Raw genomic sequence first — 15308 nt, forward strand, 5'->3', positions numbered from 1 at the left:
TGCGTCCGGGCAATCCAGACGCACCTTTTTGGCAATTAACCGATGATTTATTTGCTTTCTTTCTTGAATTTGTAGACAGCAAATGTCATGGCACCTATTTCGGTATTGAGCGTATTTCCTTCGATGGATACGGCACTCTCTTGAGGTGTAATCAGGTTCGGGTTGTCGAGAGTGTTTTCTGCATCCGGATTTTCCGTGTGCAGGGTAATGCATTTTCCGTCGCCCAAAGTGACTGACTTCTTCAGTCCCTTGAATTCCAGTGTAAGAGGTTGTGCCTTGTCAGAAGTGTTGGCTACTTTTACGATGTAAGTCTGAGTGGGTTCATCCCAGACTGCACTGGCAAAGAGTCCGTTCTGACCCTCTTGTCCGCTGACCGGTTTCTTGTCCATGGTCAGAGGCACTACGTTAGTACCTTTGTTGTGACCGTAGAGTGACTGTACATACCAGCTGCACGTGCGTACCGAGCGCAGGTTGTCGAACCAGATTAAGTCCGGACGCCATTGCCATCCTTCCACGTGAGCCAGCAGCGGAGCGTAGGTGGCCATGTGTACCACATCGGCATTTCTTTCTACTCCAGTCAGGAAGGCAGCTTCGAGCAGAGATGCGTGGAAGTGGTTCCATTTCTTGCCTTTTCCGTGGCAGGCGTATTCTCCGGCAAATACTTTCGGGCCTTTCCGGTCGTAGTTGTCGTAACGGTTGCCTGATTTCAGGAACCAGTCTTCCGGACGGTAGAAATGTTCGTCTACCAAATCGACTTTCAGTTTCTTCATTTCCGGCCACAAGTAGTCGAAATCCTTTCCTTCAGACTGCGGACCGGAGGAACCGATAATCTTGATTTCCGGATGTGCTTTGCGGATGGCTTCTACAAACGGTTTCAGACGTGCCGGATATTCCGGTCCCCACTGTTCGTTTCCGATGGCCATGAATTTCAGGTTGAACGGAGCCGGATGTCCCATGTCGGCACGGAGTTTTCCCCATTTGGTGTTGGTATCGCCATTGGCAAACTCAATCAGGTCGAGTGCATCCTGAATGTAGCTGTCCAGTTGGTCTACGGGTACGTGTGCTTTCGGGTCATCGTTCTGATACTGGCAGGCCAGTCCGCAGTTCAGTACCGGAAGCGGTTCGGCCCCCATGTCTTCAGCCAGCAGGAACAGTTCATAGAATCCCATGCCGTAGCTCTGGAAATAGTCTGGGAAGAAACGGTAGGGGAAGGTGTACTCCCAGCGGTTGCTGTTGAGCGGTCGGTTTTCCACCGGCCCTACAGAGTTTTTCCAGTTGTAGCGGTCGGTGATTTCGGTTCCTTCCACGATACATCCTCCCGGAAAACGGAAGATACCCGGTTTGGTATCGGCCAATGCTTGTACGAGGTCTTTCCGCAGTCCGTTTTCACGTCCTTTCCAGGTATCTACCGGAAACAAAGACACATGTTCCAAATCTACTGTGCCCGGAGAAGCCAGGAAGATTCTCAGATGCGCTTTGGCTTGTGTCTGGGTAGGTGTCAGGATGACTTCATATTTTTTCCAGTCCTTGGAGTTGATGTTTACGTCTTGTGAGGTGATGACCTGCGATTCTCCCATGGAAGCGTTGTCAATCAGTTCCACCTGTATTTTCTGGTTTTCCCCTCTTGCCCATACGGTAAAGCGGTATTTTTCGTTGGCCTTGATACCGATTCCGAAGAAGCCTTCGTTTTCAATGCCGGTCCGTTTGTGCGGATGGCTGGGGGCTCCGAGGCGTACGTAATGTGGGTTCTTTTCAAACGGCCCGTCATCTTGGAGGGTGACGTTGCCGAAAATGTCCCATCCCATCAGGTGTTGTGGAAATTCGAACGAACGGTTTTTAATCAGTTCTGCATAGAGACCTCCATCGGCTCCATAGTTAATGTCTTCGAAGAAATGCCCGTACATGGTCGGTTGTATTTCCGCACCAATCTTGTTGGCCTGAATCACCATTTGATTGGTGTTTTGCGCTTGCAGGCTGAGACCTGCACTGAGTGCAAGCGCAGAGATAAAGGCTAAGTGTTTGTTCATGGTTTTATTTTTAATTTAATGTGATACAAACTTACATAAAATGCTGAGATTTTTGATGAAAAAATGGTAAAATCTCTGTCCCTATGTATTTTAAAGCTAAAATTAGGTCCAATCATTTTGCGGGAGGTGGATAAATTCTTCTATTAGGTGGACATTTGTTTTTCGGGTGGATTTTTATCGCATTTTTCAGAAAAAGACTATAAAAAACGGTTTATCTTTGTGACAGATAATTGAAAAAGTTGTATCTGGCTGATACACAGAATTGAATTGTAGAGTTTGGAATTTTAGGTAACGATTTGGCGACCTTCAGAACGCTTTGGTCTGCTGCGGTTTACCTTATAGCTTCAAACAACTCTTTATATTTACAAAGGTACATGTTTTGCTTCATAACTCCAAATCATTACTAACATTTTAGGGATTTTATGCTAATGTATTCTATTCTGAAAACCGCTATCGTCTGATGCACGAAAGCCGATTTCAGAAACAGCACAAGCAAAAGAAAAGCCCACAGCGACCACAATGTCATAAATGACACTGCCATCGCTGTGGGCACTTCTTTTATATGCTTGTACTAAAAACGGTCAAAACCGTTCTTACAGCCATTATTTCATTCATATACAAGTAGCCGAAAATGCCACTTCTACAGGACACGCCAGGCGTGGATCTGTTCTTGTGACCATTTTCGGCTACAATGCCCTGTGTCTTCAAACCAGTTCCTTCCATTGCAGACAAAGCAACGGCAGACAATCCCGTTTTACGACAATATACCACCGGAGGAACACCAGTAACCGTAAGCCATGCACGCATGACAATGACGGTTACAGGACTTCCACACGGCGGTCGGAAAGCCAACTTTCCCCTTATTGGTAGCGCCGCCCTTAATCCATCCACATGGCGCTGCACGCCAATAACTCTGTTCCCTTTTTCTTTCCGCCTCTCTATGCGTATGCCTCTGTTTCCATGCCGCCATCCAGGACGGCATCAGGTGTCATTTTCGTTGCTTGGGGCAAAGGTAAAGACGGGATTAGGAACTCAAATTTTTTGTCGAAAAATCTCCACGCCCTTTCAGGGGTAGTATTTGTCTAAAAAATTTGCTAATCCTACTCCCTAACCTTTGAGAAGCCCCCGAAACGAAAACGACCAATGCGGTCGGAAGACGTCACAAGAAAACATCGGACATACAGAGAGGCGAAAAGAAAAAGAAACCGTCCGCTCCAAATCCGAACAAGGTAATCAACAATCTAAAATCGGAAAATATGAGAAAGATATTGAGTGACATCGGAAAGGTATTGTGGAAAACATTATCCGCAGTAGTAACGACAACATCAAACATAGCCTTTTGTGCTGGCAGTTTGGTAGTAGGTATCATAGGAGAAATCCTATTCGGTATGTTGAGCATCATGTTCGGCATACTAATCTCCCTATTTTCAGTAATGGCAGCAATCGGCTTTTTCATTTGGTTATTAACAATTTAACAAATAAGGATATGGCAAGACGATACAACAAGACAGCAGCGCAGCAATGCAGATTTTACGAGGTGGACAACATCTTTGAGTATATGGTGGAAACCTACATCAACGGCAACCATTCAACCCTAAGAAGGCTATACCACGAACTCAACAAGGAAGCGAGAAAGGACTTTATCGGTTTTCTTTTGATAGAATGTCCGCCACAATACCACATAGAGATTTTACAAGATATTGTCTGACACGAGATACTTTATTTGAACGACAACCCGACTAAAATTTGAGATTATGAAAGGAACTGACCATTTCAAACGAACCATACAGATGTTTTTGGAGCAGAGAGCAGCGAAAGACAAGCTGTTTGCTGCAAGTTACAACAAACCGCACAAGAACATCGACGACTGCATCACCTATCTTCTGAATTGGGCGAAAAGCCAGTGCAATGGAGATAACAGCATAGGTACAACCGGAGGTGAAGTCTTGTCGCAAGCGGTACACTACTATGATGAGGACAACATCGAAATCGGTAAACCGATGCAATGCCACGTGATGGTAAGCCACGATATTGAGCTGACTGACGAAGAAAAGGCGGAAGCAAGGAGAAAGGCGGTTGCCCAATATCAGCAGATGGAACTCCAAAAGCTACAGAACCGCAACAAGCCGACAGCGAAAAAAGAAACACAAGTCCAACCCTCATTATTTGATTTTTGATATGAAGCCGAGAAACAAGTTTGAACGCAATATAGTAGAAGCAAGTAAACATTTACAGCCACTTACAAGCAAGCAGATACAATGGGGATTAGACCATAGTATCAGATATGTCGGACACAAATCATATAAGAAAGTAGTAACCTGCACCAAGTGTGGGCATCAATGGAAATCTGACACGAAACGTAAATATGAGAAATGCCCGTATTGCAATACAGTGCTGACTATGTATGAAGGTAGAAAAAGAACTTTCAAAGAATGTGAGTATTTCACCGTAATAACAGCATGTAAAGACTACCAAGTTGTAAGGTCAATAATGGTGAAGTGTTTTTTGAAAGTTGGCAAACCTGCTGAATATGAATGGGCAGAAGTCATGCAAAGATGGATTGCTCCCAATGGGAAGCATGTAACTTTTGCGAGATTAAGGCAAACAATGGGTACTATGTATTATGATTTATGGCTCTTTTACACTCCGTTAGAATTAAGACGGGAAAATTACAAATACAACCTTATCTATTCTGCCACGATTTGTCCTTTCATGACAGTTACGCATGAATTAAGGAAAAGAGGTTTCAAAAGGTATTTTTACGGTCAATCACCTTTGAATTTTTTTCATGTGTTATTGACTAACAGCCGCATAGAAACATTGTTGAAGACAGGACAAACCAAACTCTTGAAGTATTTTATTGAACATCCGCATGATAATATAGAAGATTATTGGCAGTCTATTCGTATTTGCCTCAGAAATGGATATAAAGTACATGATGCTACTATATGGCGTGACTACATTGACGCATTAAAGTATTTAGGTAAAGATATTAGGAATATGAAATATGTGTGTCCTCAAAATCTTTACCATGAACATGACAAGGCGTGTAAAAAGGTCATAGAAAAAGAATTGGAAAAAGAGATAAGAGAAAATACACCAAAATTCCTTTCAAAAGAACAATGTTATCTGCTTAGCAAAGGAAGATTTTTCGGACTTTCTTTTTCAGACGGTCTTATACGTGTCAAGGTTATAGAAAGTGTCAAAGAGATGATTTTGGAAGGGAAAGCAATGCATCATTGTGTAGGGAATTATTATACAAGAGAAGACTCTCTTATTCTTTCAGCCACCATTAATGGGAAAAGGATAGAAACGGTAGAAGTTTCGCTGTCGCAAATGAAAGTTTTGCAATGCAGAGGTGTATGCAATTCCAATACCGAATACCACGACCGCATCATCAGCCTTGTAGAGAGCAATGCCGAACTTATCCGCAAACGGATGAGTGCTTGATTTATAGACTTCAAAATATACATGATATGGAAATAAAGATAGAAAACATACTGATATTATGGGACGAGAAAGTAACCGACATCTTTGTCAGTCTGATAAACACCTTGTCCTTGAGTTTCAGCGAAAAGGAAATCCGTAATTCAATGGCGAAACTTTCAGAAAACGAGAACTTCGGAAGGCTGTTCGCCTACGGCTTCGGAGCGCATCACCTTTGGGTAGCCCAAAGGATGATAACCGACCCCGAAAAGGTAATGGAGAACCGACTGCTGATTGTTGAATTTTAACCGATACAGATATGGCAAAATATGTAGTAAATACAAGATTTGTATTTTCGGGAGTGTTCGAGGTAGAAGCCGATAGCAGAACGAAAGCAAGAGAACTCGTAATGAAAGAGTGCGGTTTGGTAATGGGCGGAAACATTCACACCACATTGGATGATGAAGAAGTGGACTGGGATTTCGATACCCACCCCGAAAAAGAAATAGGAAAGATAACCATTAAAAGGAAATGACCATGACAACAAGAATGACCATCAACGGAGTGAGTACCTGCCAGACGGCAGGTACTGAGAAGTACGAAAAGTACCAAACGACTATCAGACGGAAAAGAACAACCCTTTTCCAGTATGACTACCGACACACGGACGGAGAACTTTTCTCTTGCGTGAGACCGACATTGGAGGAGTGCAGACACCTGCGTGACGAATGGATAAAAGGAAAGGAGGACAGATTATGACAGCATACTATGATACTTTGATTGTGACATTCAGCGACCCTATCAGAATTTTGGATATGATGTGTACCGATACTTGTGATGTGGCAACACTAAAGGTGTGGATAGAGAGCTACGAAAGTACAAGAATGACCCCGATAAACGAACATACGGCAGTCATCACTTCCGAATACAACATGGTGCATGTGGTGGAATGGCTCAGAAAATATACCCCCATTGCCGAAATGAAAGAATACTAAAGGTGTGGCGGTACACAATACCGCCCGCACCCGAAACAGATAACCCATAAAACAGAAAGAGCATGAAATACTATTTTATATTGACAGACAGCAGGGACGCATGGATGCAGTTCGTTTACCTCCCTACGGGAGATTATGTGTCCGGCTATATCCGTGACTTGCAGAGTGTGGGAATATCCGTACATGACTATGACCTTTGGACGGAGGAAACACGACCCATTGCCGAGCGCACATTGGAACATATAAGGCAGAGCATGAACGTATAAAAAAAATCGGGTGGCAAAAGCCACCCATTGACAATAACTTAAATTCATATACAGATGATAGCGAATACAATCTTACAGCAGTTGGGCGGTCATGGATTTACCGTCATGACGGGAAGCCGTAACTATATCAATTTGGGCAACGGACTACAAATGAGCCTTGCAAGGAACAAAACGTCAGCCAACAGACTGAAAATCATATTGGATGAAGACACAGATACATACACCATGTATTTCTGTCGTCAGACACTGACGAAGTATGCGGACATCAAGGTCAAGGAGATAGCCAAATATGAGGGAGTGTACTTTGATATGCTCCAGCAGATTTTCACGGATGTAACGGGACTTTACACCCGACTTTAGGCAGAGGCGGCGAGAGCCGCCCTACTTTCTTTCGGTGAGCAGAAGGCGGACAAAGAAAGTAGCAAAGAAACCGCTGTTCCAAAGACTTCCACTAACGGAAGTCTTTTTTTTGTTTCCATCTTACAGATTTCTATTCAAAATAAGTGAAAGCGGATAGATATATTTGTTGTATGCTTTCAGTTTCTTCATATCCACACGGTTGTCCGAATACGGGTTGCTCTTCTCGTCATAGAAGAAGATGTCCGTTATGTTTTCCTTTCGGACAATACGCTCCCCACACAGCGGAATATCCTCCACGTCAAAATCCTCCAGCGGAAGCGTTTCCAATCTGCCGGGAAGATGGTTGCCAAGCTCGTTCATGTTGTAGTTGAAAAGAGCGAAGCCCTTGTGTTTGAAGTCAAGACGTATGCCATACGGACGCCCTGTCAGAAAGGCATCCGCTGCTTTTGCCATATAATTTTCCATGATTGTTTTTCAGTTTCAAAAAAAAGTGATACAAAATTAGGTCTTTTCCCGGAGCAAAGCAAAACCTTTCCGGAAAATGACAAAGGGAGACCCCACCATTCGTGTGAAGCTCTCCCTTTGCGTTACTTCTCATACAGCAGCAAAAACTCCATTTTCCGTCGCCGCTCTATCGAGCGGATTTTCTGTCCCTTGTAGTGGCAGTAGGATATGTATTCCCCATAAATGTCCCGGTCGCCCGCTTCCAGCTTCTTCAGCAGCCGGCTTTTCGGACGTTTACCGTAACCGAGCAGAGTCCCGTGCCCTACATTGTAGCTAAGAATGGTCAGGAGCAGGGCATCTTTCTTGTACTTGCGAAACAGCCTGTAACGCTCTTCCAAGTCCTTCCGCAGCAGTTCCTCCGCTTCCGCCTCCGTCATGTCGTAGGAGAGTTTCTCTCCCTCCAGCCGACAATGTCCGTAACCGTAGTAAGGATAATAATCGGGACTGTCATGAAGTCCCTCGTATTTTTTTATAAGTTCGACGGCTAATTCAGCTTTCGGCTCATCATGGAACGATGCGGGCGTTTCATCCGTACCTTGTGCGGACAGGCTGGCGGAGAAAGCGACCGCCATCACCGCCGACACAAACAGCCGTTTCAATTCTGCCTTACTGATAGACACCTCCTTTCATCATAGCCAAGGTATCAGCCCCGGACAGAACCTCCTCCGTGTCCGTGTCGTTGTTGAACTCTACTTCCCATTCAAAGGCATTGCCGAAGTTGTCCTCCACCGTGATGGTCAGGCTCTGCGACTCGTCGCACTCCGATGTATAGTACAGGCGGAACTTCCCGTTCTCCAGCAGGTAGCGGTCGTTGGGCTGGAAAACCAGACCGTTGTCCAGTTTCAACGTGCCTTCGCCGTCATATTGGAAATAACGGATGGTATAGACCGCACCGTCAAACTCGCCCTCGCATACCAGTTTGCATCGTATTTCCACCGTTTCACCCTGTTTCAGTTCCTTCGGCACGGGCATCGTTTCCACCGTGAACGGGTAGGCTTGCATGACATCCAGCTCATCATCGCACGAGGCGAAGCCGAAGGCGAGCAGCCCCACACAGAAGGTTGCCAGAAATTTCACCATGTTTCTTTTCGTTTTTGTTCTATTGTTCAATTTGTTCATGTTCATAATCGTTACATTTTAATGGATTTGCTTTTCTTTTCGTTTTCACGTTGTGCCTGCCTTTCGGCGAGCGTCTTTTGCAGATGCTCGTTCAAGTCCTTGCATCCGCCATAGATGTCGGAGCAGTCCGACACTCTTTCCCCGTAGCGGGTGCCGAGAGCTTCCAGCGTCCGCCGTCCGGCTTCGTCGTTGTCAAGGTAGCACTTTATCTGTCCGTAGCCGTCCAGATGCCGGAATGCCCTTGTCACGTTGGACACCGAGTTGAGTACAAGGTGGTCTTCCCCGTTCCCGATGCCCAGCGCACGGGCGGACAGGTAGTCCATGAAGCCCTCATGCACGTTGCAGGCGGTCGAACCGGACGGCAGCAGGGTCACGTCTTTCGGTGGCACACACCCCTTGAAAAACGGGTTGCGTATCTCATATCCGCCACTTCCGTTGCCGAATGCCACGGCAAAATACCGCTTGCCGTGTGTGGTGTAGCGCATCTCCTTGCAGTTCGCTATGGCGACGGCAGACGGTATGCCACGCTCTTGCAGGTAATGGAGCAAAGCCCGGTTCTGCAAGGGAAGTATCTCCACATTCTCAAAGCTCTGCCCGCCCGCTTGTCGCACTTCGGAACTCCGGCGCGGCTCATGTTCCGGCAGCGGCATACCCGACACCTCCGCCACATACCTTACCTGCGAGAGAAAATCGTCGCAATGGATGAACTCCCCGGCAAGGGCGAAGATGTTGCCACCCTTGCCCAATCCGTAGTCATACCACAGGTTTCGCTCCATGTTCACTTTGAACGACGCCGTGCGTTCCTCCCTGTACGGAGCCTTGTACCACAGTGCGTTTGTCCTGCGCTGCATGGGCGAATGTCCCAGCCGTGCGAGGAACTCCTCAATCGGTATTCTCTTCATTCTGTCTATCTCCGTTTCCATAGGCTCATACGTCAGTTGATGATGAACTTTATACCTATCCCGTACTCCGTGCGGCACACGCCCGTACTGCCGCCCCATAAGAAACGCTCCCTTACCGAAGCCGTCAGTGCGATGAAGTCCGCAAGATACAGCTCCATGTCCAGTGTGGCGGCGCAGCCATAGACGAAGCCGTCCCTGTTGTTCAGCCTTGCCCCGTCATACAGCGTTCTTTCTCCCCAGTTTACCGTCTCGTATCCGGCAATCGCTGACGCCCCCGCGTAGAAGAACACCGTCTTTTTCACATCCGACAGTAAGTTGTAGTAGAAGCCGCCCTCCGCCGTAAACTGTGCCACGGGAACATTCACGCTTCTGTACGGATGGTTGGTCTGCAGGTATTCCACCCCGTACATCCATTTGTTGCCGCCCCTCGCATAGCTTGACAGCGAGGCTCCCAGCCAGTATCCGTTTCCTCCGGTCATTCCGCCCTTCATTTCAATGCCCCGCATCTTCGGCAGGCATCGCTGGGCTTCCGCCCGTCCCATAAAAAGGACGGACAGAAGCATTGCCATAAACAGTACCTTGCCTTTCATCGTACACGCAGTTCGTTGATGGTTTCAGCCTGTACCAGGTCTTCGTTCTCCACGGTGAACGTCTGGTGACGCCCGCCGTTCTTCTCGTTCATTTCCACCACGAGCTGCTTGCCGTCAGGGATGGTGAACTTGGGGAGGCAGAACACCGTGCGTTCGGATTGTTTCCCGGCTATGCGCACGGCATAGTTGTAAGCGCGGAGCGGGAACAACACCTGTTCCTGAATGGCGGTGCGTTTCACCACCTTTTTGTCCACAATCTTGAACGTAATGTAGTCCACGTCAAACGGCACGTTGCTCTGGTTCTTTACTTCCGTGTGGAAATACAGCAGATCGTTGTGGACATAAATCCCTTTCAGCAGGTACTGGATACCGAAACGCTTGCAGCCGATGTGCTTCACCTTGCGCTTGTTCTCCTTGTGCAGCGACTTCATAATCAGGTGCACCAGCATCGGGCTTTCACTGCCAAGTTCCTTCAGGTAGATTTCCTGCGCGTTGTTCGGGCGGTTTACAGCGTTGCCGTCATGAATAAAGTCCTTCATCTCCACGTTGAGCATCAGTGGCTCATCGGCATATTTCACGTTGAATGAATAATAGGAGCCGTCCTCCGTGATGACGCTCATGTTCGTCTCCGTGCGGAAGTTCCTTACCGTCGCCTTCACGCGGATGACGTTCTCCGCGCCGTCCGCCTTGCCCGCTATGAGGTTAGGCGAACCCAAGTCCACATAGCGCACCGCCGAGGGGAACAGGATATGCACCGTCTTGTCATACGTGACCTCCAGACCGTGCGGCGGTATCATGCGGTCGAACATCAGCTTCTTCGTCAGCCCGTGGTACAGGTCGCCCTCTTCTTCTGCTTGCGGATAGACCTCCTTCGTCAGTTTCAGCCCCTCTGCCTTTGCGGTGGCGGTACTGTCATTGCTTACACCCTGTGCATAGGTTGCACAGGCTATGCCTATGAAAAAGGCAAACATTGTCATTACTTTCTTGATACTCATTTTACTTTGGATTTAGTGGATTAAAATTGTTTGGTTGTTTTTTTCTTTTCGTCTTTATGTTTTTCGGTTGTCATTCCTTTTCCTGATACAGCAGCACCATGTATCCCGATTTCAGATGCACCCTGACGGTACGCATCCTTTTTGAGATGTATTGCGACACTCCCTGTATCACACCCTTTCCCAAATCGGAGGCGAGCTGTGCCCCGGCATCGGTCGAGATGTTGATGCTGCTTCCGAGCGAACTTCCCATGTTCGCCCCGATTTCCTTTGCCGCGTCCGTTTCCATCGAGCCGGGCACAAAGATGCCCGCCTGTCCGTCATTGTCGTACACCTCCAGTTTCACCGGGATGATGTTTCCCTGATGTTCCAGCGAGGTGATGCCGATTTCCAGACGCTCACCCTGCAAGCGTGCCGTTCCCACAAGGGTGGTGTTCCGTGAAACAGTCCTGCCCGACACACGCATCGGCTCCAGCAGCCGCAGCCTTACCGTCTGTCCGTCCGTTACCGTCTGGTCACCCTGCACGCAGGCTGCTATGGTGTTCTTTCCCGATGCCTCCGTACAGCCGATGGCAGTGTGGAACCCGTAGTTTCTTTCGCCCCCGTAGTCCGCTATAAAGACGGAATCTGTCAGGGGCTGCGGCAGGGCGGACACCGTTGACGGGCGCACGCCGCTCACTGGTTCAGCCTTCATTTTCTTTTCGCCGGCATTGCTTTCCGTCATTTCCGTCCCATCGGTCCGTGCGGTCTGCCCGGCATTGTTTCCTCCATTCTGGTATTTTGCCGCCAGCTCGTAGGACTTTTCCAGCAGGGCGACCTGTTCCTCCATTGCCGAGGGCTTTTTCTCCTGTTCCATGACCATGCGCTCCAGTTCGTCGATGCGCTGCCTGAGCTCCTTCTTCTCGACATCCTCTTTCGGCGGCTCGTAGAACGTACCCAGCGAGGTGTTCAGCCGCTCGTTGGCGGCAGCCGAGGAGCGGATACCTGTCTGTATTCCGCTTCCGCCCGTCTTCGACGATGTTTCCGGTTGTGCAAGGCGGCAGTCGTCCGTTCCGTCTGCCGTGTCCGTTCCTTCCGTCTTGTCGTCCCAGAACGCGGACAGGTCGCCCACCATGCCCCGGCGTTCCTTCTTCCTGTTCTCCAGCTGCTGCTGTTCGTATGCCTTCGCCTTGTCGCCGATGATTCCGGAGTTTTCCGGCAGGGGCATGTCCGTGTTGAATCCCAGTCCCTGCCGTTCCTTCTCCCTGTCCTCCTGCGAGGGGGAGAAGATGAGCCACATGCAGCCCAGAAAGGTCAGACCCATCAGTGGATAGACCAGCATCTTCCTTCTTCGCTGGCGCTGTTCCTCTGTCAGCGGCTTTTTTTCTTTCGTTTCATTCTTCTGTTCTTTTTTCGTTTCCATATACATTATTATATAAGTTATCACTTTCCTGCACGGGCAGGTTCAATTTTTCGATGTGCCGTATCTCCAACTCCTTTTCACTTTTCCCGAAACCGGCAATGGCTGTGGCCGTCGTATAGAGGCATCCGGCGGCAAAGGGAACAAGCATCCCGGTAATGACCGCCAGCCTTGCCTTCGGCGACAGCGTATCCAGCTTTCCATGCAGTTCCGTTTTGAAACGGGTGGCGCACTTTTCAATGATAATTTTCATCTTTCCCATACGCCTATCTCTCCATGCTTCTGATGTCCCTGTTCTCCAGTATCGTGAATCCCTCGATGGTGAACCCGTTCGGATTGTCGTCCGAGCGGCTCGCGTTCAGCAGCTGGCAGGTCGTTACCAGCGTGCGCTCCGTCACGTTGCTCTCGCGGATAATCATCTGCCTTGCGTAGGTGCGTGCCTCGTAAGGATAATGGTCAAAGTTGCAGACCACGCTGTCCACCTGCAACACTTGGTTGATGTTCCCCGCGATGATACGATTGTAGAAACCCTTTTCCGCGAAATCGGCGTAGTAGTTGTACGCGCTCCTGTCCGCCAGCAGCAGGGCACGCTTCACGTTGTGCTCGATGGCGCTCTTCTCCGGCGAGAGGGTGAAGAACAGCTCGTGGAAGCGGCGCACGTGTTCCTTTGCTTCCGCCGGGCGGTTCTGCGACAGGTCCTGCGAGAGCGCGAGCATCAGGCTCTTTCCCCCGTCAAGAACGTATATCTTCTGCCTCTGCGCTTCGGCGAAGCGGAAGGCGCACACCACCGAGCAGACCACCACGAGGGCACACGCTGCCGTGTAGATGATTCCGAACAGACGTATCTGCCGGAAACTCGTTTCGATGTTCTTGAGTGATTTGAATTCCATTCTTGTTCTGCTTTATTAAATTGTCTTTCTTCTTTTCATATGGAAGGCTGCTGCAAAGGATATACGACCAGACACTATCAGGTATACGACCGGACACGGTCAAGTCCCATACCCTTTGTGCCGCCCTCACTTGCGATAATTTGTCATCTCCTGAACAGTTTGCCCGCCGTTCTCTTGATGAACTTGCCCGTGCGTCCCGCCACGTTTCCGGCTGCGGCTCCCGCCAGACTTCCGCCAAGGGCTCCGGCGGTGTTGATGTTCTTGTTATAGCTGCCCACTCCGCCACCGGCCTGGATTATCCATCCGGCTACCGTCGGGATGGTGAAGTATCCCACGATACCGATAACGAGGAACACGATGTACACCCCGTTGCTCGCCTCTACCGAGAAGTTCGGATCTGCCTGCATCGCCTCGATGTCGTTCTGGAGCATCAGTATCTGTATCTTCGCCAGTATCGTGCTGAACAGGTCGGAGACGGGCAGCCACAGGTAAATCTGTATGTAGCGGCTGAACCATGCCGAAAGCGTGGAGTGGAAGCCGTCCCATACCGAGAAGGCAAAGGCGACGGGTCCCAGTATCGACAGCACCACGAGAAAGAACATCCTGAGCGTGTCGATAACAAGGGCGGCAGCTGCAAACATCAGCTCCAGCAGCTCGCGGAACCAGTCACGTACGCTCTTCTTGATGTTGTACGCCGCACGGTCCATGTACATGCCCGTCATGGTGATCATGTCCGACGGCGACCAGCCCAGCTCGTCTATCTGGCGGTCGAACTCCTCGTCCGAGGCGAGATAGGCGGTTTCCGGGTTGCGCATCATCGCCTCGTATTCCAGCCTGTCTTTCTGTTCCCTGTACTTCTCCATGTCAAAGGTCTGTTCCTCCAGTATCGAGTGCGTTCCCTGTACGATTACTCCCAGAACGGAGTTCATCGTCCCCAGCACGATGGTCGGGAAGAAGAGGATGCACAGTCCGATGGCAAACGGCCGCAACAGCGGGTACACGTCTATCGCCTCGGCACGGGCGAGCGACTGCCACACGCGCACCGCCACATAGAACAGGGCGCCCAGTCCGGCAAGCCCCTTTGCCACTCCTGCCATGTCCGAACAGAGCGGCATCATCTCCTCATACAGCGAGAGGAGTATCTGGTGCAGGTTGTCAAACTCTCCCATAGGCTACCAGTATTTTTCGTTGGAGTTTCCGTAGAGTGCCATCACCCGGTCCATGTCGTTCTTCTTTCTCGCCCGCAGGTACGACACCGATATGGTCTTGTTCGTGTAGTAGCGCACGAGGTTGCGGTAGTTCATCAGGCTGCGGTAGGCATTGTTTATGATGGCGAGCCTTTCCGCATCCGTCAGTGACATGCCCGTCACGTTCACCACATTCTTCAGGTCCTGCAGCACGTCCGAGCTTTCGTCTATCAGCATCGCATAGCCCGATGAGATGGCGGCAAGCTCCTCCGGCGTGTAGTTCTCGTCCGAGAGCATCTTCTGGTAGTTGTCCACATAGATTTCCGATATTTCCATTACCAGAGAGATGCTTTTCGCCACCTTCGCGCCGCCCTTTACCACGTCGTGCACCGATTTCAGTGCGTCGTAATACGCCTTTCCCTGCTCGAACACCTTCTTCGTTTCCAGAAAGCCGTTCAGGGTGTTGGCTTTCGTCCCGGCTGTCTCCACCATCTCCTTGGCGGAGTTGATGATGCTCTGCGCAAGATTTCCGGGGTCGGACACCACCCATTGGGCATTTGCCCCGCCTGTCCCCGCAAGGCACAGGCAGACCGCAATCAGCGGTATTTTCAGTTTCTGTCTCATTTTCATTCACGTTGGATTTAGTGGTCG

22 protein-coding genes are annotated in these 15308 nt (G+C 49.3%); 9 read left to right on the plus strand and 13 right to left on the minus strand.

Annotated features, from left to right (window positions below):
• Positions 1-47: 47 nt before the first annotated feature.
• Together BQ7480_RS00655 and BQ7480_RS00665 are read right to left on the minus strand one after the other, a co-directional pair.
• Positions 48-2027 (minus strand): alpha-L-arabinofuranosidase C-terminal domain-containing protein, encoded by a 1980-nt coding sequence (locus tag BQ7480_RS00655; RefSeq protein WP_072541302.1) that lies wholly within the window; start codon positions 2025-2027, stop codon positions 48-50.
• Positions 2028-3186: 1159 nt separating this feature from the next.
• Positions 3187-3483: a hypothetical protein gene (locus BQ7480_RS00665; protein WP_072541303.1), complete on the minus strand. Its 297-nt coding sequence runs from the start codon at positions 3481-3483 to the stop codon at positions 3187-3189.
• Between the two features lie 30 nt (positions 3484-3513).
• Between BQ7480_RS00665 and BQ7480_RS00670 the strand changes: the two genes are divergently transcribed.
• The 9 genes from BQ7480_RS00670 (at position 3514) to BQ7480_RS00710 (ending at position 7074) form a co-directional block, all read left to right on the plus strand.
• Positions 3514-3735, plus strand: a complete 222-nt coding sequence (locus BQ7480_RS00670) for a hypothetical protein (RefSeq protein WP_072543830.1) — start codon at positions 3514-3516, stop codon at positions 3733-3735.
• A 46-nt stretch (positions 3736-3781) separates the two neighbouring features.
• Positions 3782-4204, plus strand: coding sequence for a PcfK-like family protein (locus tag BQ7480_RS00675; protein WP_072541304.1), 423 nt, complete (start codon positions 3782-3784; stop codon positions 4202-4204).
• A 223-nt stretch (positions 4205-4427) separates the two neighbouring features.
• The gene (locus BQ7480_RS00680) at positions 4428-5477 is read left to right on the plus strand and encodes a PcfJ domain-containing protein (protein WP_317043137.1); all 1050 of its coding nucleotides are present in this window, start codon (positions 4428-4430) and stop codon (positions 5475-5477) included.
• A 26-nt stretch (positions 5478-5503) separates the two neighbouring features.
• Complete coding sequence (locus tag BQ7480_RS00685) at positions 5504-5761, plus strand: hypothetical protein (protein WP_022232584.1); 258 nt, start codon at positions 5504-5506, stop codon at positions 5759-5761.
• Between the two features lie 11 nt (positions 5762-5772).
• Positions 5773-5988, plus strand: coding sequence for a hypothetical protein (locus tag BQ7480_RS00690; RefSeq protein WP_072541306.1), 216 nt, complete (start codon positions 5773-5775; stop codon positions 5986-5988).
• A gap of 2 nt (positions 5989-5990) precedes the next feature.
• Positions 5991-6212: a DUF3873 domain-containing protein gene (locus BQ7480_RS00695; protein WP_072543831.1), complete on the plus strand. Its 222-nt coding sequence runs from the start codon at positions 5991-5993 to the stop codon at positions 6210-6212.
• Complete coding sequence (locus tag BQ7480_RS00700) at positions 6209-6448, plus strand: DUF6956 domain-containing protein (protein ID WP_072541307.1); 240 nt, start codon at positions 6209-6211, stop codon at positions 6446-6448. The genes BQ7480_RS00695 and BQ7480_RS00700 overlap by 4 nt, the downstream gene beginning before the upstream one ends.
• 62 nt (positions 6449-6510) lie before the next feature.
• Positions 6511-6714, plus strand: a complete 204-nt coding sequence (locus BQ7480_RS00705; protein ID WP_021908424.1) for a hypothetical protein — start codon at positions 6511-6513, stop codon at positions 6712-6714.
• A 54-nt stretch (positions 6715-6768) separates the two neighbouring features.
• On the plus strand, positions 6769-7074 hold the full coding sequence (locus BQ7480_RS00710; RefSeq protein ID WP_072541308.1) for a hypothetical protein: 306 nt from the start codon (positions 6769-6771) through the stop codon (positions 7072-7074).
• Positions 7075-7194: 120 nt separating this feature from the next.
• Here BQ7480_RS00710 and BQ7480_RS00715 read toward each other — a convergent pair whose 3' ends face one another.
• From BQ7480_RS00715 to BQ7480_RS00765, 11 genes are all read right to left on the minus strand, one after another.
• Positions 7195-7539, minus strand: coding sequence for a hypothetical protein (locus tag BQ7480_RS00715; RefSeq protein ID WP_022232581.1), 345 nt, complete (start codon positions 7537-7539; stop codon positions 7195-7197).
• 122 nt (positions 7540-7661) lie between these two features.
• The gene (locus BQ7480_RS00720) at positions 7662-8150 is read right to left on the minus strand and encodes a glycoside hydrolase family protein (protein ID WP_210436343.1); all 489 of its coding nucleotides are present in this window, start codon (positions 8148-8150) and stop codon (positions 7662-7664) included.
• Positions 8151-8184: 34 nt separating this feature from the next.
• A complete protein-coding gene (locus BQ7480_RS00725) occupies positions 8185-8703 on the minus strand; it encodes a DUF3872 domain-containing protein (protein ID WP_072541309.1) in 519 nt (172 codons plus the stop codon).
• A gap of 5 nt (positions 8704-8708) precedes the next feature.
• On the minus strand, positions 8709-9620 hold the full coding sequence (locus BQ7480_RS00730; RefSeq protein ID WP_072541310.1) for a toprim domain-containing protein: 912 nt from the start codon (positions 9618-9620) through the stop codon (positions 8709-8711).
• An 11-nt stretch (positions 9621-9631) separates the two neighbouring features.
• Positions 9632-10189 carry a conjugal transfer protein TraO gene (locus tag BQ7480_RS00735; RefSeq protein ID WP_072541311.1) on the minus strand — a complete coding sequence of 186 codons (558 nt, stop codon included), beginning with the start codon at positions 10187-10189 and terminating at the stop codon, positions 9632-9634.
• Entirely contained in the window at positions 10186-11178 is a 993-nt protein-coding gene (traN, locus tag BQ7480_RS00740) for a conjugative transposon protein TraN (protein WP_072543833.1), read from the minus strand. Before traN ends, BQ7480_RS00735 begins: the two co-directional genes overlap by 4 nt.
• A gap of 76 nt (positions 11179-11254) precedes the next feature.
• Positions 11255-12589, minus strand: coding sequence for a conjugative transposon protein TraM (gene traM, locus BQ7480_RS00745; RefSeq protein WP_210436316.1), 1335 nt, complete (start codon positions 12587-12589; stop codon positions 11255-11257).
• Entirely contained in the window at positions 12555-12842 is a 288-nt protein-coding gene (locus BQ7480_RS00750) for a TraL conjugative transposon family protein (protein ID WP_072541313.1), read from the minus strand. The genes traM and BQ7480_RS00750 overlap by 35 nt, the downstream gene beginning before the upstream one ends.
• Before the next feature lie 4 nt (positions 12843-12846).
• Complete coding sequence (gene traK, locus BQ7480_RS00755; RefSeq protein ID WP_072541314.1) at positions 12847-13470, minus strand: conjugative transposon protein TraK; 624 nt, start codon at positions 13468-13470, stop codon at positions 12847-12849.
• A 143-nt stretch (positions 13471-13613) separates the two neighbouring features.
• A complete protein-coding gene (traJ, locus tag BQ7480_RS00760) occupies positions 13614-14639 on the minus strand; it encodes a conjugative transposon protein TraJ (protein ID WP_072541315.1) in 1026 nt (341 codons plus the stop codon).
• Positions 14640-14642: 3 nt separating this feature from the next.
• A complete protein-coding gene (locus tag BQ7480_RS00765; RefSeq protein ID WP_072541316.1) occupies positions 14643-15281 on the minus strand; it encodes a DUF4141 domain-containing protein in 639 nt (212 codons plus the stop codon).
• Between the last annotated feature and the right edge of the window lie 27 nt (positions 15282-15308).

Source organism: Bacteroides mediterraneensis (assembly GCF_900128455.1).
Lineage (GTDB): Bacteria > Bacteroidota > Bacteroidia > Bacteroidales > Bacteroidaceae > Phocaeicola > Phocaeicola mediterraneensis.

Bases quoted from the DNA above. Each gene is read 5' to 3' on its own strand.
- BQ7480_RS00670 (WP_072543830.1), top strand. From the start codon at position 3,514: ATGGCAAGACGATACAACAAGACAGCAGCGCAGCAATGCAGATTTTAC.
- BQ7480_RS00725 (WP_072541309.1), bottom strand. From the start codon at position 8,703: ATGAACATGAACAAATTGAACAATAGAACAAAAACGAAAAGAAACATG.
- BQ7480_RS00735 (WP_072541311.1), bottom strand. From the start codon at position 10,189: ATGAAAGGCAAGGTACTGTTTATGGCAATGCTTCTGTCCGTCCTTTTT.
- BQ7480_RS00720 (WP_210436343.1), bottom strand. From the start codon at position 8,150: ATGGCGGTCGCTTTCTCCGCCAGCCTGTCCGCACAAGGTACGGATGAA.
- BQ7480_RS00705 (WP_021908424.1), top strand. From the start codon at position 6,511: ATGAAATACTATTTTATATTGACAGACAGCAGGGACGCATGGATGCAG.
- BQ7480_RS00685 (WP_022232584.1), top strand. From the start codon at position 5,504: ATGGAAATAAAGATAGAAAACATACTGATATTATGGGACGAGAAAGTA.
- BQ7480_RS00690 (WP_072541306.1), top strand. From the start codon at position 5,773: ATGGCAAAATATGTAGTAAATACAAGATTTGTATTTTCGGGAGTGTTC.
- BQ7480_RS00700 (WP_072541307.1), top strand. From the start codon at position 6,209: ATGACAGCATACTATGATACTTTGATTGTGACATTCAGCGACCCTATC.
- BQ7480_RS00710 (WP_072541308.1), top strand. From the start codon at position 6,769: ATGATAGCGAATACAATCTTACAGCAGTTGGGCGGTCATGGATTTACC.
- traM (WP_210436316.1), bottom strand. From the start codon at position 12,589: ATGTATATGGAAACGAAAAAAGAACAGAAGAATGAAACGAAAGAAAAA.
- BQ7480_RS00750 (WP_072541313.1), bottom strand. From the start codon at position 12,842: ATGGGAAAGATGAAAATTATCATTGAAAAGTGCGCCACCCGTTTCAAA.
- BQ7480_RS00695 (WP_072543831.1), top strand. From the start codon at position 5,991: ATGACAACAAGAATGACCATCAACGGAGTGAGTACCTGCCAGACGGCA.
- BQ7480_RS00680 (WP_317043137.1), top strand. From the start codon at position 4,428: ATGTATGAAGGTAGAAAAAGAACTTTCAAAGAATGTGAGTATTTCACC.
- traK (WP_072541314.1), bottom strand. From the start codon at position 13,470: ATGGAATTCAAATCACTCAAGAACATCGAAACGAGTTTCCGGCAGATA.
- BQ7480_RS00655 (WP_072541302.1), bottom strand. From the start codon at position 2,027: ATGAACAAACACTTAGCCTTTATCTCTGCGCTTGCACTCAGTGCAGGT.
- BQ7480_RS00715 (WP_022232581.1), bottom strand. From the start codon at position 7,539: ATGGAAAATTATATGGCAAAAGCAGCGGATGCCTTTCTGACAGGGCGT.
- BQ7480_RS00765 (WP_072541316.1), bottom strand. From the start codon at position 15,281: ATGAGACAGAAACTGAAAATACCGCTGATTGCGGTCTGCCTGTGCCTT.
- BQ7480_RS00665 (WP_072541303.1), bottom strand. From the start codon at position 3,483: ATGAAAAAGCCGATTGCTGCCATTACTGAAAATAGGGAGATTAGTATG.
- BQ7480_RS00730 (WP_072541310.1), bottom strand. From the start codon at position 9,620: ATGGAAACGGAGATAGACAGAATGAAGAGAATACCGATTGAGGAGTTC.
- BQ7480_RS00675 (WP_072541304.1), top strand. From the start codon at position 3,782: ATGAAAGGAACTGACCATTTCAAACGAACCATACAGATGTTTTTGGAG.
- traJ (WP_072541315.1), bottom strand. From the start codon at position 14,639: ATGGGAGAGTTTGACAACCTGCACCAGATACTCCTCTCGCTGTATGAG.